Below are 18,888 nucleotides of genomic sequence, written 5' to 3'. Positions count from 1 at the left end.
TGAGTGCGCTGTCCCGAGGAGCGGGGAGCCGACCTGCTGACACGGGGGGCGAGGGCTGCTGGTTGCGGTTGACGCAAGCCGACACCTAGTAATGTTCGGCGGCATGAGCATCCCTAGTCCCAGAGGCGAGCGAGAAAAGCTAATCACTGCTCTCACTCCCAAACTGCGCAGGCATTTGAAGATCCGGGCCTTCGAGCACGGTATGGATATCCAGGACGCGGCCGAGCACGCGATCAACGCCTGGTACTCGGCAGAGAACTTGCCCGAGGCCAATACGGACGGGGCGAAGACCTGGGGCACCTTCCTCCCGGTCGGCGAACCGGACAAGTTCAAGGCCGCCTGTTCGGATCGGGGGGTCACTTACATCCAGGGTCTGGCGCAAGCCCTCACCCTCTGGCTCGACAACCACCCCTCCCCCTCCGCGCCATTGGTGTCTCAGCCCGTGGTGCGGGTGATAGTGGCGAATCAGAAGGGTGGAGTAGGCAAGACCTTCATCTCCAGTGGCATGGCCCAGGCTCTGGCCGAGGCCGGCCACCGGGTCCTGATCGTCGACTACGACCCGCAGGGGCACCTCACGGCCGAGCTGGGCTTCGAGGACGTCATGTATGAGGACGACGTCGAGACGCTTCTGATGCACATGGACGGTACGGCCAAGGGGCACATCGGCGAGCTCTTGGTCGCGCTGGACCACGAGCGCTTCGGTGAGCGTCTGCATCTTCTGCCCGCGTCCGACGACGCGTTTCTGCGGGATGTGGCCTTGTCGAAGGTGTCCTTCAGCGAGGCCGCGCTGGAGCGTGCACTGGAGCCTCTGGAAGCGGACTACGACGTCATCATCATCGACGGGCCGCCCAGCCTCGGTCTGAACATGGACACCGCCCTGTACTACGTGCGCCGGCGTGACGGCGAGCTCGCCGACCGGTCAGGGGTCATCACGCCGGTATGGGCGAACAAGGCCAGCCACCGCGCGTTCCGGCTCCTCCAGTCGCAGAAGGACGACCTGTGCCGCAAGGGCCGCATCCAGGTCGACTACCTGGGTCTGGTCGTCAACGCCTACGACAGTCGGCGCGGAAAGCTGGTGAAGGCGAACAAGGACCAGTGGGAGCTCAGCACCTCCCCCGCTGTGCTGGCGGTCATCGGCGATCTGAAGGAAGGGCGCGAGGCAGCTGATGGGGAGATCCCCTTGCTGGAGTACGCCCCGGACAGCGAGCACGCCCAGGCGATGCGCGATCTGGCAAAGGAACTGGCGGTATGAGCACTGACAAGCCGGCCCGGGTCACCCGGGGCTTCAGCCTCGAAGATGACGGCAAGGACGCCGGGAGGCCCGCCCCCCGGCGGGTACGGACCCGGCAACAGATCATCAACGGCGAGGGAAAACGGCCCCCGGCCGCCGTGGCTCTCAAGGAGCTCGCGCACAACCCGTTCAACCCTCGGGAAGAGCTCACCGAGATTGAGGAGACCGCCGCGTCGCTCCGGGAGCGCGGCCAGATCCAGCCCGTCACCGTGGTGCGCCGGGCAGCCTTCCTCTTGGCTCATCCTGGTCAGGAAGATGTGCTTGGCGAGGCCGAGTACGTGGTCATCGACGGCAACCGCCGACTCGCCGCTGCTATCGCAGCGGGCCTCGATGAGCTGCGGATCGACGTCAACGACGCGCTGGCCACAACCGCGGCGGACATCCTCGAATCCGCACTGATCGCCAACGTGCACCGCGTGGACGTCGCTCCACTTGATCAGGCCAACGCCTTGCAGGAGTTGGTGGGCGTCCACGGCTCGCAAGGGAAGGTCGCCAAGCGCCTCGGCAAAACACCTGCTTGGGTGTCTCAGCGCCTCGCCCTCCTGGAGCTCACGCCGGACTTGCAGCAGAAGGTCGAGTCCGGGGAGCTGAGGGTCGAACCTGCTCGTCGCATCGGCAGGATGCCGAAGACGGAGCAGGCCGCCGAAGCGAGGAAGGTCATCGAGGCGCCTAAGACGCCTCGTCAGCGCGGGCAACGTTCACAGGTCGGCAGCGGGGCAACCGTTAACGCCGTTAATACTCAGGAGCACGCGACTCCAGAGGGGGGGCTCCTCCCTGCAACCGTTAACGCCGTTAATACCCAAGCGAGCGCGGACGCCGATGGAGATGCGCCCCGTGGAACCGTTAACGCCGTTAATACCCCGGGGATCAACACCTCACCAGGGCTGGTGCTCGCTTCGGCCTCATCGCCTACTGAGGTGGTGGATGCGCTGGTCGCTTTCCTTGCACCAGCGGACCTGGCGGCGGTCGCGGAGCTCCTCTTGGACAAGCTCGGCGACAGTGACAGCTCAGAGCGGGCATCGGCCTCGGTCTAGCCACGAGCTTGAGGTCGACAGCAGTCAGCTGTGCGCCTGTCCGCTGTCGGCACTGAAACACGGAAGGCCCGCACCCCCAATCCTTGAGGGTGCGGGCCTGTGGCGTTCAGCCAGGTGTCAGGGCCGCCCAGGTCGCGGGGGCGCCTTCGTCGGGGTTGGGAAGGTCGGCGGTCTTCGGGGGCGGGGTGGCGCCCCTCGTGGACACGTCGAGCTACGTACAAATAGCGAAGCCTCTCGAACCCAAGCACCCGGAGCAGGCCGGGCGGGGCCTTCGGTGTCAGCGGCTGCGCCACGCCGCTACACCGCGGCTGGCTGCCGGTAAGTGCCGTGGTTGATGTTCCGCCAAGCGTCGGACGCGCAGCTGATGAATGAGCCATGCAGGCCCGGCGACAGGATTCCGTACAGGGCGAGCATGATGTGCCACGCCTCGAGGCGGCCGTCGGCCGCGTCGAGTTCTCCGAACTTGATGTGTAGTTCGCGAGCGAGGTGGTCGACGTAGTTCCGGGTGAAGGCCCAGTAAGGCCCCCTGATTTCGCTTCTGCGCTCAGCCTGGAGCGCTGCTTGCAGGAAGGCCCCGAAGTCGTCTTCCGTGAGGAGTCCGGCCATAGCAGTCGTCATGTAGACCGCAGCCGTGTAGCGCACGGGCTGCTCACGGTCCTTCTTCGGGCCGAACCGCTCACGCATCAGATCAGCGAGTTCGTCCTTGTAGTCCATCAGGTTCCTTGAGTCCACGAAGCCAGCAAAGGCCCCCTTCGCTGGCCTTGCCTTCCCGACTCGCCGGGAGGGCAATAAACACAAAAAGGCCCGGCCTCTCCGCTTGATGCGGGAGGCCGGGCCTTCGTGGTGTTCAGCCAGTGTCAGGCCGCCCAGGTCGCCGACGCGCCGTCTTCGTCGGGGCTGGGGACGCCTGCGGCGGTCGCCAGGGCGGCGGGGTGACGTAGGGCGGTGATCGGGACGGCGCCGGGTTCGGTGGCGGGTGCCCAGACCATGCGCCAGGTGTCGTCCCACTCGCATCCGCAGCTGTGGTCCGGGTGCGGGTGCCGTAAGAAGACGCCCCATGTCTGGACGGCGCGTGGGATGCGGGGGATGAGCTCCGAGGGGTCGTCGCCCGGGTAGAGGTGGAGGTTCCGCCAGCCGTGGACTCGGGCCATGTACGCGGCTGCGCCCTCGATGGCATCAGCCCACCGGTGATGCCCAAGGACCAGGAAGCCGACCGGGTAAAGGTGGTCGTCGGTGGCGTCGTCGATCCCGGCGATGCGCAGGCCGCGGTGTATGACGAAGCCGGTCTCCGCTGCTTCCTCGCCGGGGGTCCAGATGCATTCGGCGGGGTGGGTGTTGCCGTCGTCGCTCGTGTTGGTCTCGATCTCGTACAGGGTCGTGGTCATGCGGTCGCTCCTTCGACTGCGTCGGCCAGGAGCTTGGTGATGTCGGTGAGGTACGGGTCGGTGTAGCTGTCGTGGTCGCTGACGTCGAACAGCGTGTCCTTCACGGTGACCGTGAAGCCGGGGAGGACGGTGGCCGCCTGGCCCGCGAGCTCGGTGTTGAGTTGGTCGGCGTCGTGGGAGGCGACCCAGGTCTGGAAGTACGGCCCGAGGCGCAGCAGCGTGTAGCCGGTGCCGTCGGCGCGGCGGGCTTCGACGTGGACGCCGTAGTGGGCGGGGTCCATGCCGACGTCTTCGGGCAGGGGCAGGTTGGCGGCGGCGTGGGTGAGCATCGCGTAGGCCGGCTGCCAGGTTCCGAGGATCGCGGTCGTCTCGCAGCGCAGCCAGCCCTTGGCGTTGTAGCCGAGCTGGTGGCCGTGGAGGTAGGCCGCGGCGTGCGGGGTGTCGGGGTGGACCAGGGAGACGGCGATCGTCTCGGTGCCCTGATCGTCGCCGGGGCGGGGGTGCGCGCGCTCGATGAACGTCCCGACCCTCACGGCGATGTCCTGGGCGAGGTCGGGCGTCCAGGGCTGCGGGTTGCGGACGGCGGCGAGCATCGCGCGGAATCCGTCGACGACGGCCTGGTCCTCGGGGGCGACGGCGCGGGATGTGGTGACGCAGCGGCTGAACATGCGACGGATCATCGGGTGGTCTCCTGCTCGGGGTGGGCGGTGCGGGTGTCGGCGGGCGTCTTGAGGACGCGCGGCAGATGGGCGTGGAGGTGCTCGATTTCGACCTGGCGGCCGCGGTCACGGAGTTCGCGGGCGAGGATTTCGGTGAGGCCGCATGCCCTGTGGCGGCCTCCTGCGCACCCGATGGCGATGCGGCGGGGTCCGGCGGGCAGGTCGGCGTAGTCGGCGAGGTTGGCGAGCAGTTCGCGGGCGCCGAGGGTGTTGAGGACGACGTCCTGGACGCGGGGGTGGAAGCCGTCGAGGTCGAGGATGTCGCGGGCGGCGGCCGGGTCGCGGAGCCGGTTGCGGACGTCTTCGATCCGGTCGGCGGCGGGCGGGACGGGCTGGCCGTCCGGGCCGGTGGGCAGGTGCAGGTAGCCGAACGAGATCAGGTGGATGGGTTCCATGAAGGTGCCTCCGGGTTGCTGGTGAAAGGGCGGGAACGGCGGAGCGCCGCGCCCGGCCGGGAAGGTCGGGTGCGGCGCTCCGGTGTCTTCAGGGGGTGAGGGTCACGGCTGCGCTGAGGATGTCGGCGTGGTCGAACGCCAGCCGCTCCGGCAGGTTCTTCAGGGGCCACCAGCGGGCGGTGCGGGCGTCGTCCCCGGCGACGATCGGAGTGTCGGCGGGGACGGTGGCCACGTACGCGACGGTGACGTACCGGCCGCGCGGGTCACGGTCGGGCTGATCCCAGACGCCGATCTGACGCAGGTCGCCAGCGCTCACGTGGATCCCGGCTTCTTCGGCCAGTTCGCGGACGGCGGCCTCACGGCTCGTCTCTCCGACGTCGACGTGACCACCGGCGATGGCCCAGTCGTCCTCGTACGGCGGCCAGTCGCGCTCGATCAGCAGGGTGTCGCCGCCGGGGGTCAGGACGACCACGTCGGCGGTGTAGCGGATGGTCTCGGGCTCGGTCTCGGTCATGTTCGCCTCTCGGGTAGGTGGGTCAGTGGGTGGTGTCGGTGACCACGAGGAACTGGTCGGTGGCAAGGTCCATCACGACGTGGGCGTCACGGCCCTGGTCGCGCTGGGCGGCGGCGTATTCGTCGGCGGGCCAGGAGCCGCGGGGGTGGCCGGCGGGGAACTGTCCCAGGACCGTGCGGGTGGGAGCGCTGGTCGTCGTCACGCGTCGCCGCCGGTCACGCGCTCATGGATGCCGATCAGGGTGGCGATGGCGTCAGGGTTGTCCGCGAGGCCGACCCACTTCCCGCGCGCGGTGAAGACGGGCACGGCGTCGGTGTCGGCGTCGAAGATGACTACGTAGTCGCCGAACCTGTCGAGCACCATCTCGCGCAGGGCCGGGACCAGGGCGGTGGCGAGGACCTCGAGGACGTGCACGGTGAGCTGGGCGGGCTCGCCAGGCGTCCGGGGCTGGGTCAGGGTGCCGGTGACGCGCAGCAGGTCGCTGGGCTGTACGCCGTTCAGCAGCTCGTGGACGATTCCGGCGTCCTTGGCGGTGCAGGAGACGACGGTGTCGGGGGCGTCCTCGGGGAGGGCGTCCGCGTCGAGGGGACGGACGGTCAGGTCGAACGTCGCGGTGCCGTGCGGGCCGGGGGCGGGGATGGCGTCGACCCAGCCGTCGACGGTGCAGTGTGCGGTCTCCATCAGCTGGCCTCCGCCAGGGTCTTGGTGGTCCGGGGGGAGCGGGGTCGGGGGGTGTGCTGCGCGTGGAGCAGGAGTTCGCGGTTGCGGCGCTGCTGCTCCGGGGTGATCGGCCGGGGCTTGGGGCCCTGGCGGTGCCAGAGCGGGGACGCGGGCGGCTCGGGGTAGGCGAGGGTGGGGTCGATGTCGTCCTGCGGAGTGCTGCTCATGGGAGCCTCCGGGCGGAGTGGGTCAGGCGTGGTGGTCGTCGCGCCGGCTCTTGGGCTGGGTGTCGGAGGCGAACCGACCGAGGCGGGCCTCGGTGGGGTTCGCGGCGATCCAGCTTTCGGCGCAGCTCTTGTGTGAGGGCTCCCCGGAGTGGGAGCGCAGCGGTGTGGGCTGCTCGCACAGCGCGCAGGGGCGCATCTGCCAGTGGTCGTAGTGCTGGCTGTCGCGCCAGTCGAGGAGGCCACCGGGAGCCGGGATGAGACCCGGCTCGAACGGCGGCTTCTTGTCTCGCTTGCGGGTCACGGCCGGAAGTCGGGCAGCTGCTGGAGCGCCTGCTTCACCAGGTCCGGTGTCGGCTTCCAGGGTCCGAGCTGTCCGCCGGCGGGGACGGGCAGCGGCAGCTCCTGGACGTCCCTGAGGACCAGGTGCCAGGCCCCGGCCTGTGCCCACGGCGTGCAGGGCGGGGAGCCGTTGGGGTCCTGGTGGCAGTCGACCAGGCGGGCGAGGCCGATCACGGCCCCGGTGGTCAGCTCCCGGTTACGGATCGTGCGGGCGACCAGCGGTTCGCGCAGCACGGCGGGCTCCGGCTTGGCCTTCCCGGCGTGGAGAAGAACCCAGCCTCGCCAGCTCCAGGGGCGCGGCCTGTTCTCCGGGCTCTTGCCCGCGAGGATGCAGGCCGCCCAGGGCTGACGGACCGTGATGCCGCGGATCCAGTCGCCGCCTTCCAGTTCGGTCGTCACGCGGCACGCTCCAGCAGAGCGGTGCCGGGGCGCCCGGCGCGGCGGCCGTTGACGGTCGGTGCCTGGAGGTCCTCGATCTCCGCCCAGCCGTACTGGCCGGAGTGCTTGGTGCGGTACATCGAGACATCGGCGCCGCGCAGCAGGGTGGGCAGGGCGTGGATGCCGAGGTAGTCGGGGACGGCGGTGCCGACCGACGCGGCGACGGTGAGCGGACCGGCCTTTGTGGGCACGGGCTCGCGCAGGGCGCCCATCAGTTCCCTCAGGCGCTGCTCCATCCCGGCCTGGGGGTCCACGCGGGTCGCGACGGCGAACTCGTCTCCGCCCAGGCGGCCGACGACTCCCTGCGGTCCGGCCCACCGGGCCAGGCGCTCACCGGTCACAGCGAGCACAGCGTCGCCCGCCGCGTGTCCGTGGGTGTCGTTCAGTCCCTTGAAGTTGTCGAGGTCGATCATGCAGAGCAGGGAGTTCTGCCGGTGGCGGGCGAGCAGGCGCTGGGCACGGCGCTCGAACGCGGCACGGCGCTGGGCTCCGGTGAGCGGGTCACGGCGTTCAGCCGCGAGGCGCCGGTGGAGCGTGAGCGCGTGGATGGTCCAGCCGGTGAGCGGGACCGCGAGGGTGGTGATGAGGAGGGCGCGCTGTCCGATCGGGGTCGCAACGCGCGTGATGGGGTCCATACTTGGATCTCCCTCTCGTCTCGTACGGGATGGGTGACCCGGGGCGGTCGACTGGTTTTCCGGCCTTGGCGGCCGTCCCGGGGCGGAGCTACAGCGTGCTGGCGGGGTTGCGCCAGGGGCCGGCCTTCGCGGCGGGCCACTCCATCGCCCAGCCGGGCCGCAGTCCGCGCGCTCCCCAGCTGTCCGGCTGCTTGTCGGGGATCTCGAGTCCGGCCGTGTGCGCGGCGAGCGCGGCGTCGTACACCTCGTGGGCGCGGCGCAGGGCCGTGGTGGGGGAGTCCGCCTCGCCGGTGAAGACGTGCAGCCCCCGCAGGGCCGGGTTGGCGGCGTTGTGTATCGGGACGTCTACCTCGAAGAACCTGTGGTTCGGCATGACGCCCATCTCCTTCCGTGCCTGGTGTGTGAGGGGCCACCGCGCCGTCCTGTCCTCGGGGGCAGGGCGGCGGGGAAGCCCGTCAGGTCGCCGTGGGGCGCAGACGGTGGAGCCGCCCCGGCCCGGCAGGGCGGGGCCGGAACGGCTCCTGGAGGTTCAGTCGTTGGCGGGCTGGTCGGCGGACCGGTAGCGCTTGGTCTGCCGGAGGATCTGGTTGCGCTTGACGTCCAGGGCGTCGGCGATGTCCTGCTGAGCGCCGTGGTAGCGGCCTTGCAGGACGTCGATCGACTGCCAGAACTCGGTCTCGACGCGCTCGTGCTCTTCGTCGCGGCGCTGGCTGGCCTGGGCGACCAGGTCCCGCAGTTCGGTGCGGGCCTGCTCATCGGGTCGGGGGGACATGGCTTGCTCCAGGTGGGATACGAGGGACGATGTCTCTGCCCCCCGCTCCGTTTGGAGCGGGATGGGAGGCCCGGGGCGGCCGGTGAGTTTGGCGACCTGGCGGCCGCCCCGGGGCGGAGCTACCAGATGCGGCCGTTGTGGGTGGACGTCTTGAGGTCCAGGTGGCCGGCCCCGCGCACCCGGATGTTGCCGTTGTGGGTGCGGGCGGCGAGGCGGCCGGAGGCGGCCGGGGTGGCGCTGATGGTCACGTCGCCGTTGTGGGTGCGGGCGGAGCCGCGGCGGCCGTTGTAGGCGCCGATGGTGATGGAGCCGTTGTGCGTGGACGCCTCCAGCTCCGTCTCGACGGTGTCGACCAGGACGGAGCCGTTGTGGGTCTCGGCCTCCAGGACCTTGACGCCGCCCGCCTGGAGCGAGCCGTTGCGGGCGTCGAAGCGGATGGTCTCCACTGATCGTCATGCCGGTCATGGTCCCGGTGTTCACGACGCTGTTGAAGCTGTACCTGGAGCCGTTGACCTGCACCACGTTGGTGCCGCTGATCCCGCCGACCTCGTCGTCCGGGACGGAGACGGTGAGCTCGTTGCCGCGCTCGGTGATCTTCGTGTCGTTCACCGCGTCGGCGACGGGGCCCTCGGTGTCGGAGGTGTGTACGCGGATCCGGCCGTGGACGGCCTTGGGGTCGACGGTGACGTTGACCGTGCCGCCCGAGACCGAGAGGTCCAGCTCGACGGCTCCATCTGTGGTCATGACGTGGATCTTCTCGCTGCTCAAGGCTGCTCCTTGGTCGGAGAGTGCGGGGGCCGGGCGGCCCCCGCACAACTGATAATGCATCCTCGAAGGATACGTTTCAAGCGTTTGGCATCTTTTGAGGATGCCTTTTTTGTTCGTGCAGGTCAGGCGGCCACGGCCGGGGCAGCGGGGGAGTCGAGGCCGACGCCGCGCAACGCGTCCAGGACGTACGGCTCGAAGCGGGCCTGGTGCTGAGCGGCGACCGCGCAGCCGGTGGCACGGCCGTAGGCGTAGCAGCGGGCCATCATGCTGGCGTCGGTGTCGGCGAGCGCCTGGTCGACGGTGTTCCGGGCGAGGTGCTCGATCCAGGTCTGGGCGGCCGACTCGCGGTGGTTGCGCGAGACCGCCATGGCCAGGGAATCCGCCCACCGGCCGCTGCCGCGGGTGCGGCTGGCGCACTGTTCCCAGTTCCACTTCCGGTCGCGCATGCCCTCGGGGTCGGCGTCCCAGTCCGCAGCCCAGCGCGCGGCCCGCTCGGGGATCTCCTGCTGGACGACGTTCAGGACGGCGCGGCCGGCGGGACCGAGCGCGCGGTGGGCGTCGGTCTCCTCGAGGACGCGGATCTGGTGGGAGAGCAGCCGGTAAGGGTAGTGACGCTGGCTCCAGTTGCCGGTCTCCCCGAGCGGCTGAACGATCCACAGCCGCACGGGCCAGGTGACGGGCCAGATGCCGGTGTCCTCCAGCGCCTCGCCGACGCGCTTGACCATGCGGAAGTACGAGAACTCGCTCTCGTCGAACCACAGGTTGGTGCAGGGCCGGGGGTGGTCGACGACCTCGCCGACGGACGCGGCGAGGTTCACCGAAGTTCCCGCCGCGCGGGACTTCTCGATGACGCCGTCGGCGGGGGTGGCGATGTACCAGGTGACGGGCTTGGGCTTGCGTGCCATGCGGTCCTCCAGGGAGAGGTGTCGGTTGCTGCGGGGAGGGTGTGCGGTGCAGGTCACTGGCTGTCCGCCTGCTGCCGGTCGGCGAGGGCCAGGAGCTCCACGGCGAGTCCGGGTGCGGCCAGGATCGTGCGCAGGATCGAGGCGAGGCCGTCGCGCTCGGTGGGGTTGAGCCGGTCCCACACCGCGTGGGCGTCGCCGTGGGCGTCGACGGCCTTGAGGTAGTCGTCCTCGGTAGTGGCGTGCACCGAACCGCACCGCCCGCACCGGAAGACGGCCTGGTCCCAGCCGCACGCGGGAGCGTTGGTCGTCATTCGCTGATCGCCTGCCGGGCCTGCGCCTCGAGGTCGTCGTCCTGGTCGTCGTCGCCGTGGTGGCCGTGGATGGTGCAGCGCACGTCGGGGTCGTTCATCAGCTCGCCGGTCAGCGCGCGCAGGAGGTCGGTGACGTTGTAGGCCGGGGCCCACGCCTGGCCCTCGCACTCGTCGTCGGCCGCGCAGCCCACGAGGACCTCGAAGCCGACGTCGCCCGCGCCGTCGACGTCGTTGCGCTGGGCCAGGACGATGCGGTCCGCTCCGAGCCGGATCTCCGCGACGCGGTCGCCGCCGGCGAGCTGCGAGCCGTCGCGCCAGCGCCACACCGGCAGGATCTCGGAGCCGAAGTACCGGCGGACCAGCAGCAGGTCGCCCAGGCCCTCGCTGTCGTCCCAGCCGAGGTCCGCACGCCGGGCATCGCTGAGCGGCTGGAGCAGCGCTTGGAGTCGGTAGAGGTTCTCCGCGACGACGACGTGGTCGAACCCCTCGCCGGGCAGACCGGGGAACGCGTCGACCATGGCGGCGTGCTGCGCCCGGACGACCGGCTCGGGCACGCGCCGGTTCGCGGGCCGGCCTTCCTGACGCTCCACGCACACGGAGAGCGGGGTCGGGACGACCAGTGCGACCGTGGGCACGCCGTGGCGTCGGGCGGTCGCGATCAGGTCGGCCCGTACGAGTTTCTCGGTATTCGTCGCGTCGATGACCGTCATCTTGCGACGGGCGAGCCGGGCCTCCAGGACGGTCTGGAGCGCGAACACCGCGTCGCCGGTCGACTCCTGGCAACCCGGATCGTCACTGACCAGAGCCCTGAACCTGTCGAGCTCCAGGACCTGGGTGGCGGGCCAGGTGGCAGCCCACGTGCTCTTGCCCGAACCGGCCGCGCCGATCAGGCAGACCAACGAGGGCTCCGGGATCGTCGTGTCGAGGGGCAGTGCGTTTTCCAGGCGGAAGGTCTTCATGCGGATTCTCCCTGCGGATCAAGAGCACGGGTGGCGTAGTAGGTCTGCAGGCCGGCGTTCTCGGTGATGAGCGCGGCAGCTTCGTGGAGCGGGCAGGACATCTCGCCGTCGCGGTCCGGCTCGATCCGTCCGGCGGCCTGCCCGGCGGCGGTGAGCAGCTGCGCGAGGAAGCCGAAGACGCCGTCCTGGCGGTGGTCCTCGTGGTGGAGCTCGCGCAGGACCTGGGCGAGCTCCTGGGCGCCGATCTCACCGGTGAGGTCGTCCTCGATCTGCTGGAGGGCGAGCTTGGCGATCCCAGCCGAGGCACGGACGCGGTCGATGCGCGTGCGGCCGGTCACCGTGTGGTGGCCTTGGTGGTGGCGATCAGCGCGGCGGCCGTTTCCCAGCCGTGGTGCCATGCGGAGTCGAGCTGGAACGCCCCGTTGATTCCGTGCGAGGCCAGCTGGTAGAAGCCGCCCTTGCCGGTCTTGGTAGCGATCTTCTCCAGTAGTCCCTTGCCGGGAACCCTGCGGTCCGCGGCGTAATGGGTTCCGAACGAGAGGGCGAGCGCGGCCGCGGCAGCGGCCGGGTGGACCCGGATGCCGAGCGCGCGAGCCCCGGCCCCGGCCACGATCGCCTGCGTGGCCGTATAGGTCAGGCAGTGAGTCAGGCACGCCTTGCGGCCATCGGCCGTGCCGTGGGTCGTCTTCTCCTTCGTGGCCGGGTCCTCGTAGGTGACCGGGTGGTCATCCGAGGCGCCCTTCACGCGGGCGCAGAAATCGTCCTGCATCCAAAAATCTCCGATGGCGCTGGCGGCGCGGGCCAGTCCGAGCAGGGCGGCGAAGGTGGCGGGGCGATGCGTCATGCTGGGTCTCTCCTGATCTCAGATTCGGGTGATGGGAGCGGGGCGGCCGGCTCTTTGCCGATGCTGCGGTCGGCCCCGTGTGCGGCTCCCGCCCCGGCCTGTGCGGCCGGGGCGGAAGTCGTTTCAGAACGGCGGCTCGTCGGGCGGGTCCGGGACGGGCAGGAGCCGGATGCGGAGCTCGCGCCGCTCGGACCAGCAGCCGCACGCCTCCATCTCCGGGAACGGACCGCCGGTCCACCAGCCGCCCGCGCCCCGGCAGTCGGGGCAGGAGCGGCGGGCGACGGGCGTGAGGTGGATGCGGTGCCGGTCGGCGTACAGCCGCCATCAGCAAGCGGGCTGGTGTGCGCAGCTGCTCGAGTCCGCCGGGGTGCTGGCGCAGTACGGGCCGCCGGTGTCGCCGCGGTGGACGGCGTGGCCGCCGGTGGGGCGCAGTTCCTCCAGGAGCTCCTGGAGGTCGTTCTCGTCCTCGAGGAGCGAGGGGACGTAGCCGTAGCGGCAGGTGCAGGGCACGAGGAGGGTGAGGACGTCGCGGTAGTCGGCGTCGGCGGTGATGGTGTGGTGCAGCCACAGCCCGCCACCGAGGTGAGCCACGGCGCTGGGCTGGAGGGTGTGGTTGCGCAGGGCGGGGTAGCCGGTCCACGCGTCGTGGTCCACTACCCGGCCCAGGGTGTCGGGGTAGGCGGCGTAGACGTGGTCGGCGGCCGCGGTCTCCGCCCCGTCCCGCTCTTCCTCCAGGGTGAGGCGGGCGGTGGTGGCGACGATGTCGAAGAGAACGGCCAGCGGGGAGCCGGTGACGGGCGGGATGAGGGTCTCGGTCATCGTGTGATCGCTCCTTCTCAAGGCGGGTGTTCAGGCGGCCAGCCGGTGCGTGACCGGCGTGGTGGTGGTGAGGACGTAGGTGCCGGGAGTGGGCTCGTATCCGCGGGCGCAGGGGTCGCAGCAGCCCACGGTGCGTAAGGGGAGGCAGTAGTAGTACCGGCGCGAGCACCGGGAGCAGGTGCTCCTGGCGGCCATCGCACGGTCCAGCGCGAGCTCCTGAGCCAGCGTCGGGACGCGCTTGGGGCGGGCCAGGTCGACCCGGAGGAGGAAGCCCCGGGTCGGATGGCGGCACGACCAGGTCGGCCGGGTCGCGCACAGTCGGCAGCGCAGGATCGCGACCGGGCCCTCGTTGTCGCCGGGGCTCAGTCCCATCTCCCGAAGAGCACGCCGGGTGACAAGTCCCTCGGGTACGGCGCCACGATCAAACTCGGGCAGGGCCGCGTCGCTGCGCGGCACCCGCGCCACTTTGCGAGGGCGCTTGCGGCGGGTGCGCGGCATCACCGGTTCCAGGTACCGGGGAGGCGGCGCTGGGGCAGCGGGTAGCGGGGGCCGGGGCGCTGCGGGCGGGGCCGGCCGATCCGGCGGCGCGGGCGGGGAATGAGCACGAAGGAACCTCCAGGGAGAAGCAGCTGCGCCCGGCCGGATGTGTTCCGGTCGGGCGCAGCTGGGTTTGGAGTGCGGGGGTCAGCGGGGTGTCGGGGTAAGGGGGCGGCCGTCGGAGACGACCAGGCGCAGCTTGGGGAATGCCTTGACCGGGGCGTTGCCCGGGATGGGGGGCCACTCGTCTGCTGACAGGCCGTACGAGGGCGGTTTCCACGAGGGGTTGCGCTTGATGACGTTCATGGCCTTGGCGTACCTGGCCTCCCAGTTCCAGGTGAAGAACAGGGGGAGGAGGCCGCCGGTGTTCGGGATCGGTTCGGGGCGCTTGGTGGCGCTGTGGTGGGCCCGTTCGGCGATCGGCTCGCCGTAGGCGCGGCACCGTGGTCTGCCGCAGAACCCCCAGAACCGTGCCCACCCGGTGTGCGGGTCGAACTCGCAGAACCCGGTGACGGTGCTGCGCCCGCACAGCCGGTCCGCGCGGACCATGGGGGCCTGGCAGCCACGGGGCTCGGCGTGCCAGTCGTGTTCGTAGCGGGGCACGTCGTCGGCGAGGAGCTGCCACATGCGCTGGTCGTCGGCGTTGAGGATGTCGCGGGTGCGTGCCCAGACGCCTTCCTCGGGGTGGTGGCGGCGGGGATCGCGGAGGGTTGCCCAGCCGAGCGCGAGGACCAGGTCGCGGGTTCCGGCCGGCATGCGCCGCTCCTCGTACACGCGGGTGACCAGCTGGTCGTAGCGGACCATCGCCTCGCGGTCGGTCGCACTCATGACGTCCTCGGGGCGGTGATGGTGGTGCGGGTGGCGTCGGCGAGGAGCACAGTCAGTTCGTGGCCGGTGTCGACGGCGGCGGCCAGGCGCTCGATGAGCTCGGTGTCCAGGCTCCGGTGGCGGGCGCCGATCAGCAGGCCCTCCAGGTAGTGGACGTCGGTCAGGACGCTGCGGCGGACCTCCAGGAGGCCGGGCTGGACGTGCAGCTCGTCGACGTTCAGCTGGGCGGCGCCGGTGGCGTGGTGGGCAGCCGCACGGTTGGCGGCCGCAGTCTGCTCGGCGAGCACCTGGTGCAGCTGCTCGGGGTCGGTGTGGGCGCGGGACCAGCCGGGAGAGGCGAGGGCGGCCAGGGCCTGCTTGAGGGTGCGTCGGACGGACACGGGACCTCCGGAAAGGCGGGCAGAGGGGCGCCCCGCCGACGGAAGAGCGTCGGCGGGGCGGGGTGGCACGGTGCGGACGGTGTCCGCGGTTCGTACGGCGGGCGGCCGGTCAGTGCGGCTGGGGCAGGATCCGGAAACGGACGGTGCCGGTGTGCTCGTCGGGCCGGGCGGTCAGGAGGTCGCTCTGCTCGATCGTGAGCGCGGTCAGCTCGGTCTGGATCCACTCGTTGGTGCGCTGGAGCTCGAGGCGGCCGGAGTCGAAGTCGCTGAGGTCAATGTCGGTGTACTGGTGCGGGTCCCGGCGGCGCGGCATGGCGAGCACCCAGGAGTACAGAAGGTGGCGGGCCGCGCTCTCCTCGGGGCGGGCCGGGAGCTCGCGGGGCAGCGCCCGGCAGGTGCCCGCGTGAGCGTTGGCGGTCTCCGCGGCCTTTCCCAGCGAGTAGCGGATGTGCGAGTCGAGGTACTTGGTGCGGGTGCTCAGGAAGTGACACCCCAGGCAGGCGACCAGGTAGTAGGTGGTGCCGTAGGGGTCCTGTCCGGTGCTGGCGACGAGAACAACGGCATGGGCCTGGTTGTAGTACCGCTCGGCGACGGGCAGACCTTCGGGCTTCCACGTCTCGCCGATCTCCGGCCACGCCCTCGGCGCGGGGTCTTCCGCCGGTGCTGCGGGTGCGGCGGGCCTGCGGGTGAACAGGTCGATGAGTGCCACGGCTGGGCTCCTTCGTGTTCGGGCGGGTGAGGGTGTGCGGGCAGTGCTGCGCCCCGCCGGCGCGGGAAGCGACGGACGGGGCGTGGGGTGTAGCGGTGACCGGGTGGCCTGCCCGGCCCTTGCCCAAGCCCCCGGGCGGGGGTGAGCGAGGGCCGGGCAGGGGTGAGCGGAGGTCAGGCAGGGATGGAGGCCGGGGTGCCGAGTCCGTCACCGAGCAGCAGGCCGCGGATCGACTGTTCGTACTCGTCAGCGCGGATCCGGTCGAACATCAGCTGTCCGGCGATCAGGCAGCGGGCCCGCAGCCGGATCATGGCGACGGTGTCCGGCTCGGCACCGGCTGCGGTCGCGGCCTGCGCGGCGGCGTCCCCGGCGAGCTGGTCAGCTGCCTGGAGGCCGGCCTCGCGCCGGGAGTACTGGGCCCGGCAGGACGCCCAGGAGGTCAGTGCCCGGGTGCGGTCCACCCGCTTCTGCCACGCCTCGTACATGCGGCGCGTGCCCTCGGGGTCGGCGGCCCACTCCGCGGCCCACTGCCGGCCCAGGTCGGGCAGCTTGGCGAGACCCGCCAGGACCTGTAAGCCGCGGTGCCCGAACGCACGCCACGCCTCGGCTTCCCTGACGACGCGGATCTGCTGGGACATCAGCCAGTACGGGTAGAAGTCGCCGCCCCAGTTGCCGGTCTCACCGAGTGGCTCCACGACGAACAACCGCACCGGCCAGCCGTCCTCGATGCGCTCCAGGATCTCGCCGGGCCGGGAGTACATGTGGAAGTAGCCGAACGGCTTGTCGGTGTACCACTTCCGGCCGGGGCTGGGGTGGTCGATGGTCTCGCCGATGTGGTCGGCGAGGTTCACGGTCGGGATCGTCTCGCCCTGGTCGCGGTAGTAGCGGGCGAGGTACACGTCGGTGGGCGGGACGGTGCCGTCGGGGCGGGTCGCCATGTAGTGGACGACGGGCCGGGTGCGTGCCATGGGTTCCTCCAGCTCGGGTCAGTTCGTGGGGTGGTTCTCGGTGTGGGGCTCAGGCCGGTCGGCCTGTCCGGCTCTCGCCCGGCCCCGGGGTGGGGTGGGCGAGGGCCAGGCGGAGCGACCGGAGTTAGTTGAGGGAGGGGGGCTGCTGGGGGTCGAACGGCTTGAGGGCGGGCGGTGCGGGGGCCTGGTGGGGGACGTGGATGGTGGCGTGGATCTGCGGTGCGGGCGGGGCCTGCGGGGCAGGCACGTGGACGTGGATGAGGGCGGTCGGGGAGAGGCTGATCCCGCGCAGCGCGAGCAGGCTCAGTCCGGCCCAGCCCAATGCGGCGATGGCGGCGGCAACTTCCCGGCCCGGGGCCGGGGTGGCGGTGAAGACCGCGGCGACGGTGAAGGCGCCCCACAGGAGCCAGAGGATCCGGCCGCCGCTGGAGCGGAAGAAGCCGAGGACCAGGGCGAGCACCCCGATGGCCTGCCACAGGGCGTAAGCGGTGGTCGCGGTGACGGGCAGCTGCGCGGTATGGGTGTTCAGGTAGTCCCGTACGGGCTGGTCGACCGTGGCGAGCAGCCCGGTGGGATCGGCAACCTTCTGCGTCGGCCAGGGCAGGGCGTGGGCCGCCTGGAGGCCCAGGCCGCCGGCCCAGCCGAGCAAGAGGGCCGCCGTGGCGAGGCCGCCGATGACCGCGGCGGCCTTGAGCCACAGGGCGGTGTGCGACCAGCCGAGCGTGAACGCGCTGCTGATGTCGTCGGCGCGGTCCCGGAGCCAGCCGAGGACCGCGAGGGTGGACGTCTTCATGGGCGGGTGCCTTCCGGGGTGGTGGGGCGGGTGTCGGGTGCGGTGTGGGCCGGTCTCGGCTGCTCCTCGCGGGACGCGGCGTCGGTGGAGGCGGGCGGTTGGCGCCCCACCAGGTGGGCGGGGCGGGCGCGGTCAGAACGCCTATGACCTTGGGTGCGGCTTTCGCCAAAGCGACTGCTCTCCTTCGAGGGGGATTGGTGATCGGACGGTGCGGTGAGGGTGTGCGGACGGGTCAGGAGGCGGGCGGGGTGTCGGGGCGGGGGTAGCGGCTGGTGAGGGCGTCCAGCCGGGCGCGGATCTGGTCGGCGTTGCCGTGGATCCAGTCGGGGACGAGGTGCTGCCGGTTCTGCGGGGTGTAGTGGCTGGTGGTGTGGTCGGGGTCGGCGGCGAGGGCTTTGTCGAGGTGGGCCATCGCGGCGAGGAGCTCGGTGATGGCGGGCGCTTCGATGCGGATGACGCGGGCGGCGTGCTCGCAGTACCGGATCTCCGCAGGACTGGTGGGGGGCAAGGGATGAACTCCTTCGTGGCAGGTGGTGGTGGGCCGGGCGGCCTGCCCGGTCTCCGCCCCGGGCCCCGTGGTGCGGGGACGATGTGGGGCGGGGGCCGGTTGCGGTCGCCGAACTGGATGTTGACGTCGCCGCTGCGGCCGAACACCCGGGTGCCGCCGGTGTCGATCTGCGGGGCGAACACCATCGGCTGCTGCTGGTCGGCCGGGGTGGCGGTGTCCGTACGGCGCGCGGCGGCGAAGAGGAACCGGCCGGTGAGGCAGAGGCCGAAAAGGATGACCGCGAGGGTCAGGGCGACCTTCCACAGCATGTCGAGCAGGTCCACGAGTCCTCCGAGGGCGGGGGCGGCGATCCGGAGCGCGGTGGCGCTGCCCAGGGCCATGACGGTGAGGCTTCCGGCGATGAGGGAGACCGCCTTGGCCCAGCCTGGCATCGCCTCGGTCGGGGCGGCCTGGGCGGGCACGGGGTCCAGGTGGTGGTCGACCGGGCGGCCCCAGGCGATACGGCCGTCGGGCAACTGGACCTGGACGGCGCCGGGCACCGGCACCTGGTAGAGCGTCAGAGCCGGTGCCGGGGCGGTGGCCGGCGCGGCGGGCTGCCAGATCGCGGTGGGAACGGCCGGGGTGCGGGTGGGGTGGGCGGCCGCCTGGCCGACCAGGTGCTGCTCGGTGTTCACGCGGGGCTCCAGGGTGGGTTGGGGGGTCACGGCGAAGGCCGGCCCCCGTGTGTACGGGGCCGGCCTTCACCGTGGTGTGGGGCGGGCGGGGTTAGGCGGCGGCCATGTAGTCGGCGGCGTGGTCCTCGTGAACCCACGCCCCGTGGCCGACGTTGACGACCGGGATGGTCGGGTCGTCCTTCATCCGCTTGAGCGCGGTGCGTACCTGCGGGCCGGGCATCCCCAAGCTCTTGGCGATGATCGCCGGGGAGACCGGCTTGCCGTGCTGCTGGAGGAACGCCACGACCTTCTTCCCGGTCGCCGACAGGCCCGGCTTTGCCGGTTCGACGGCGACGGGCACCGGCTCCGACGCCTGCGCGGTTGCCTGCGCGGGCACCGTGGCCTTCTTCCTGGTGCTCACCGGCGGCGCGGCGGGCGCGGCCGGGGTGTCGTCGAACCGGTCGGGGTCGTAGGTGTAGCGCTCCCCGGCGTTGCGC

31 protein-coding genes are annotated in these 18,888 nt (G+C 71.3%); 3 read left to right on the top strand and 28 right to left on the bottom strand.

The features are described from left to right. Positions 1 to 103: 103 nt before the first annotated feature. A complete protein-coding gene (locus IG90_RS0132795) occupies positions 104 to 1,252 on the top strand; it encodes a ParA family protein (protein ID WP_030592920.1) in 1,149 nt (382 codons plus the stop codon). After that, positions 1,249 to 2,325 carry a ParB/RepB/Spo0J family partition protein gene (locus tag IG90_RS0132790; RefSeq protein ID WP_030592917.1) on the top strand — a complete coding sequence of 359 codons (1,077 nt, stop codon included), beginning with the start codon at positions 1,249 to 1,251 and terminating at the stop codon, positions 2,323 to 2,325. Before IG90_RS0132795 ends, IG90_RS0132790 begins: the two co-directional genes overlap by 4 nt. Before the next feature lie 297 nt (positions 2,326 to 2,622). Here the strand turns inward: IG90_RS0132790 and IG90_RS0132785 are convergent, their stop codons facing one another. The 14 genes from IG90_RS0132785 to IG90_RS0132720 form a co-directional block, all read right to left on the bottom strand. Further along, positions 2,623 to 3,039: a hypothetical protein gene (locus IG90_RS0132785; protein WP_030592914.1), complete on the bottom strand. Its 417-nt coding sequence runs from the start codon at positions 3,037 to 3,039 to the stop codon at positions 2,623 to 2,625. A 143-nt stretch (positions 3,040 to 3,182) separates the two neighbouring features. Further along, on the bottom strand, positions 3,183 to 3,710 hold the full coding sequence (locus IG90_RS0132780; protein ID WP_030592911.1) for a hypothetical protein: 528 nt from the start codon (positions 3,708 to 3,710) through the stop codon (positions 3,183 to 3,185). Continuing rightward, on the bottom strand, positions 3,707 to 4,390 hold the full coding sequence (locus IG90_RS0132775) for a hypothetical protein (protein WP_030592909.1): 684 nt from the start codon (positions 4,388 to 4,390) through the stop codon (positions 3,707 to 3,709). Before IG90_RS0132775 ends, IG90_RS0132780 begins: the two co-directional genes overlap by 4 nt. After that, complete coding sequence (locus IG90_RS0132770; protein WP_106973008.1) at positions 4,387 to 4,824, bottom strand: RapZ C-terminal domain-containing protein; 438 nt, start codon at positions 4,822 to 4,824, stop codon at positions 4,387 to 4,389. The genes IG90_RS0132775 and IG90_RS0132770 overlap by 4 nt, the downstream gene beginning before the upstream one ends. 88 nt (positions 4,825 to 4,912) lie before the next feature. Continuing rightward, a complete protein-coding gene (locus IG90_RS0132765) occupies positions 4,913 to 5,338 on the bottom strand; it encodes an NUDIX domain-containing protein (RefSeq protein WP_030592903.1) in 426 nt (141 codons plus the stop codon). Between the two features lie 22 nt (positions 5,339 to 5,360). After that, positions 5,361 to 5,540, bottom strand: coding sequence for a hypothetical protein (locus IG90_RS0132760; RefSeq protein ID WP_030592899.1), 180 nt, complete (start codon positions 5,538 to 5,540; stop codon positions 5,361 to 5,363). Next, on the bottom strand, positions 5,537 to 6,019 hold the full coding sequence (locus IG90_RS0132755) for a hypothetical protein (RefSeq protein ID WP_051860353.1): 483 nt from the start codon (positions 6,017 to 6,019) through the stop codon (positions 5,537 to 5,539). Before IG90_RS0132755 ends, IG90_RS0132760 begins: the two co-directional genes overlap by 4 nt. Next, a complete protein-coding gene (locus IG90_RS0132750; protein ID WP_030592894.1) occupies positions 6,019 to 6,225 on the bottom strand; it encodes a hypothetical protein in 207 nt (68 codons plus the stop codon). The genes IG90_RS0132755 and IG90_RS0132750 overlap by 1 nt, the downstream gene beginning before the upstream one ends. Before the next feature lie 22 nt (positions 6,226 to 6,247). Next, on the bottom strand, positions 6,248 to 6,526 hold the full coding sequence (locus IG90_RS0132745; RefSeq protein WP_030592892.1) for a hypothetical protein: 279 nt from the start codon (positions 6,524 to 6,526) through the stop codon (positions 6,248 to 6,250). Beyond that, a complete protein-coding gene (locus tag IG90_RS0132740; protein ID WP_030592890.1) occupies positions 6,523 to 6,963 on the bottom strand; it encodes an ASCH domain-containing protein in 441 nt (146 codons plus the stop codon). Before IG90_RS0132740 ends, IG90_RS0132745 begins: the two co-directional genes overlap by 4 nt. After that, positions 6,960 to 7,637, bottom strand: a complete 678-nt coding sequence (locus tag IG90_RS0132735) for a GGDEF domain-containing protein (protein WP_030592888.1) — start codon at positions 7,635 to 7,637, stop codon at positions 6,960 to 6,962. Before IG90_RS0132735 ends, IG90_RS0132740 begins: the two co-directional genes overlap by 4 nt. An 88-nt stretch (positions 7,638 to 7,725) precedes the next feature. Further along, positions 7,726 to 8,010: a hypothetical protein gene (locus tag IG90_RS0132730; protein ID WP_030592885.1), complete on the bottom strand. Its 285-nt coding sequence runs from the start codon at positions 8,008 to 8,010 to the stop codon at positions 7,726 to 7,728. 156 nt (positions 8,011 to 8,166) lie between these two features. Beyond that, positions 8,167 to 8,409: a hypothetical protein gene (locus IG90_RS0132725; protein ID WP_030592882.1), complete on the bottom strand. Its 243-nt coding sequence runs from the start codon at positions 8,407 to 8,409 to the stop codon at positions 8,167 to 8,169. Positions 8,410 to 8,528: 119 nt separating this feature from the next. Then, complete coding sequence (locus IG90_RS0132720) at positions 8,529 to 8,855, bottom strand: DUF4097 family beta strand repeat-containing protein (protein ID WP_030592879.1); 327 nt, start codon at positions 8,853 to 8,855, stop codon at positions 8,529 to 8,531. An 8-nt stretch (positions 8,856 to 8,863) separates the two neighbouring features. On the opposite strand from IG90_RS0132720, the gene IG90_RS0132715 reads away from it, so the two are divergent. Further along, positions 8,864 to 9,229 carry a hypothetical protein gene (locus IG90_RS0132715; protein ID WP_030592874.1) on the top strand — a complete coding sequence of 122 codons (366 nt, stop codon included), beginning with the start codon at positions 8,864 to 8,866 and terminating at the stop codon, positions 9,227 to 9,229. A 70-nt stretch (positions 9,230 to 9,299) separates the two neighbouring features. Here the strand turns inward: IG90_RS0132715 and IG90_RS0132710 are convergent, their stop codons facing one another. The 14 genes from IG90_RS0132710 to IG90_RS39995 all read right to left on the bottom strand — a co-directional run. Beyond that, positions 9,300 to 10,082 (bottom strand): hypothetical protein, encoded by a 783-nt coding sequence (locus tag IG90_RS0132710; protein WP_030592871.1) that lies wholly within the window; start codon positions 10,080 to 10,082, stop codon positions 9,300 to 9,302. 53 nt (positions 10,083 to 10,135) lie between these two features. Beyond that, positions 10,136 to 10,393 carry a hypothetical protein gene (locus IG90_RS0132705; RefSeq protein ID WP_030592868.1) on the bottom strand — a complete coding sequence of 86 codons (258 nt, stop codon included), beginning with the start codon at positions 10,391 to 10,393 and terminating at the stop codon, positions 10,136 to 10,138. Beyond that, positions 10,390 to 11,352, bottom strand: coding sequence for an ATP-binding protein (locus IG90_RS0132700; RefSeq protein ID WP_030592865.1), 963 nt, complete (start codon positions 11,350 to 11,352; stop codon positions 10,390 to 10,392). Before IG90_RS0132700 ends, IG90_RS0132705 begins: the two co-directional genes overlap by 4 nt. Next, positions 11,349 to 11,690: a hypothetical protein gene (locus IG90_RS0132695; protein WP_030592862.1), complete on the bottom strand. Its 342-nt coding sequence runs from the start codon at positions 11,688 to 11,690 to the stop codon at positions 11,349 to 11,351. The genes IG90_RS0132700 and IG90_RS0132695 overlap by 4 nt, the downstream gene beginning before the upstream one ends. Then, positions 11,687 to 12,196 carry a hypothetical protein gene (locus IG90_RS0132690; protein ID WP_030592859.1) on the bottom strand — a complete coding sequence of 170 codons (510 nt, stop codon included), beginning with the start codon at positions 12,194 to 12,196 and terminating at the stop codon, positions 11,687 to 11,689. The genes IG90_RS0132695 and IG90_RS0132690 overlap by 4 nt, the downstream gene beginning before the upstream one ends. A gap of 324 nt (positions 12,197 to 12,520) precedes the next feature. Continuing rightward, positions 12,521 to 13,015 carry a hypothetical protein gene (locus IG90_RS0132680; protein ID WP_051860352.1) on the bottom strand — a complete coding sequence of 165 codons (495 nt, stop codon included), beginning with the start codon at positions 13,013 to 13,015 and terminating at the stop codon, positions 12,521 to 12,523. 30 nt (positions 13,016 to 13,045) lie between these two features. Then, on the bottom strand, positions 13,046 to 13,513 hold the full coding sequence (locus tag IG90_RS0132675) for an RRQRL motif-containing zinc-binding protein (RefSeq protein WP_030592850.1): 468 nt from the start codon (positions 13,511 to 13,513) through the stop codon (positions 13,046 to 13,048). Positions 13,514 to 13,699: 186 nt separating this feature from the next. Beyond that, the gene (locus IG90_RS0132670; protein WP_030592847.1) at positions 13,700 to 14,380 is read right to left on the bottom strand and encodes a hypothetical protein; all 681 of its coding nucleotides are present in this window, start codon (positions 14,378 to 14,380) and stop codon (positions 13,700 to 13,702) included. Further along, positions 14,377 to 14,760: a hypothetical protein gene (locus IG90_RS0132665; RefSeq protein WP_030592844.1), complete on the bottom strand. Its 384-nt coding sequence runs from the start codon at positions 14,758 to 14,760 to the stop codon at positions 14,377 to 14,379. Before IG90_RS0132665 ends, IG90_RS0132670 begins: the two co-directional genes overlap by 4 nt. Positions 14,761 to 14,869: 109 nt before the next feature. Beyond that, on the bottom strand, positions 14,870 to 15,469 hold the full coding sequence (locus IG90_RS0132660; RefSeq protein ID WP_051860351.1) for a hypothetical protein: 600 nt from the start codon (positions 15,467 to 15,469) through the stop codon (positions 14,870 to 14,872). Between the two features lie 173 nt (positions 15,470 to 15,642). After that, complete coding sequence (locus tag IG90_RS0132655) at positions 15,643 to 16,437, bottom strand: hypothetical protein (RefSeq protein WP_051860350.1); 795 nt, start codon at positions 16,435 to 16,437, stop codon at positions 15,643 to 15,645. A 124-nt stretch (positions 16,438 to 16,561) separates the two neighbouring features. Next, positions 16,562 to 17,230 (bottom strand): hypothetical protein, encoded by a 669-nt coding sequence (locus tag IG90_RS0132650; protein WP_051860349.1) that lies wholly within the window; start codon positions 17,228 to 17,230, stop codon positions 16,562 to 16,564. 232 nt (positions 17,231 to 17,462) lie between these two features. After that, positions 17,463 to 17,738 carry a hypothetical protein gene (locus tag IG90_RS0132645; RefSeq protein ID WP_030592834.1) on the bottom strand — a complete coding sequence of 92 codons (276 nt, stop codon included), beginning with the start codon at positions 17,736 to 17,738 and terminating at the stop codon, positions 17,463 to 17,465. Between the two features lie 765 nt (positions 17,739 to 18,503). Next, positions 18,504 to 18,888 (bottom strand): helix-turn-helix domain-containing protein (locus IG90_RS39995; protein WP_033894855.1); only part of this gene is annotated, 385 nt, incomplete at its 5' end.

Origin of the sequence: Streptomyces anulatus (assembly GCF_000721175.1) — a bacterium.
GTDB classification, from domain to species: Bacteria; Actinomycetota; Actinomycetes; order Streptomycetales; family Streptomycetaceae; genus Streptomyces; species Streptomyces anulatus_C.
The sequence above is the reverse complement of the archived record's forward strand: the minus strand, read 5'-3'. Positions and strand labels throughout refer to the sequence as shown.

Coding starts and splice junctions, on each gene's coding strand:
- IG90_RS0132795 (WP_030592920.1), top strand. CDS start 104: ATGAGCATCCCTAGTCCCAGAGGCGAGCGAGAAAAGCTAATCACTGCT.
- IG90_RS0132790 (WP_030592917.1), top strand. CDS start 1,249: ATGAGCACTGACAAGCCGGCCCGGGTCACCCGGGGCTTCAGCCTCGAA.
- IG90_RS0132785 (WP_030592914.1), bottom strand. CDS start 3,039: ATGGACTACAAGGACGAACTCGCTGATCTGATGCGTGAGCGGTTCGGC.
- IG90_RS0132780 (WP_030592911.1), bottom strand. CDS start 3,710: ATGACCACGACCCTGTACGAGATCGAGACCAACACGAGCGACGACGGC.
- IG90_RS0132775 (WP_030592909.1), bottom strand. CDS start 4,390: ATGATCCGTCGCATGTTCAGCCGCTGCGTCACCACATCCCGCGCCGTC.
- IG90_RS0132770 (WP_106973008.1), bottom strand. CDS start 4,824: ATGGAACCCATCCACCTGATCTCGTTCGGCTACCTGCACCTGCCCACC.
- IG90_RS0132765 (WP_030592903.1), bottom strand. CDS start 5,338: ATGACCGAGACCGAGCCCGAGACCATCCGCTACACCGCCGACGTGGTC.
- IG90_RS0132755 (WP_051860353.1), bottom strand. CDS start 6,019: ATGGAGACCGCACACTGCACCGTCGACGGCTGGGTCGACGCCATCCCC.
- IG90_RS0132750 (WP_030592894.1), bottom strand. CDS start 6,225: ATGAGCAGCACTCCGCAGGACGACATCGACCCCACCCTCGCCTACCCC.
- IG90_RS0132735 (WP_030592888.1), bottom strand. CDS start 7,637: ATGGACCCCATCACGCGCGTTGCGACCCCGATCGGACAGCGCGCCCTC.
- IG90_RS0132730 (WP_030592885.1), bottom strand. CDS start 8,010: ATGCCGAACCACAGGTTCTTCGAGGTAGACGTCCCGATACACAACGCC.
- IG90_RS0132725 (WP_030592882.1), bottom strand. CDS start 8,409: ATGTCCCCCCGACCCGATGAGCAGGCCCGCACCGAACTGCGGGACCTG.
- IG90_RS0132715 (WP_030592874.1), top strand. CDS start 8,864: ATGCCGGTCATGGTCCCGGTGTTCACGACGCTGTTGAAGCTGTACCTG.
- IG90_RS0132710 (WP_030592871.1), bottom strand. CDS start 10,082: ATGGCACGCAAGCCCAAGCCCGTCACCTGGTACATCGCCACCCCCGCC.
- IG90_RS0132705 (WP_030592868.1), bottom strand. CDS start 10,393: ATGACGACCAACGCTCCCGCGTGCGGCTGGGACCAGGCCGTCTTCCGG.
- IG90_RS0132700 (WP_030592865.1), bottom strand. CDS start 11,352: ATGAAGACCTTCCGCCTGGAAAACGCACTGCCCCTCGACACGACGATC.
- IG90_RS0132690 (WP_030592859.1), bottom strand. CDS start 12,196: ATGACGCATCGCCCCGCCACCTTCGCCGCCCTGCTCGGACTGGCCCGC.
- IG90_RS0132680 (WP_051860352.1), bottom strand. CDS start 13,015: ATGACCGAGACCCTCATCCCGCCCGTCACCGGCTCCCCGCTGGCCGTT.
- IG90_RS0132675 (WP_030592850.1), bottom strand. CDS start 13,513: ATGCCGCGCACCCGCCGCAAGCGCCCTCGCAAAGTGGCGCGGGTGCCG.
- IG90_RS0132670 (WP_030592847.1), bottom strand. CDS start 14,380: ATGAGTGCGACCGACCGCGAGGCGATGGTCCGCTACGACCAGCTGGTC.
- IG90_RS0132655 (WP_051860350.1), bottom strand. CDS start 16,437: ATGGCACGCACCCGGCCCGTCGTCCACTACATGGCGACCCGCCCCGAC.
- IG90_RS0132650 (WP_051860349.1), bottom strand. CDS start 17,230: ATGAAGACGTCCACCCTCGCGGTCCTCGGCTGGCTCCGGGACCGCGCC.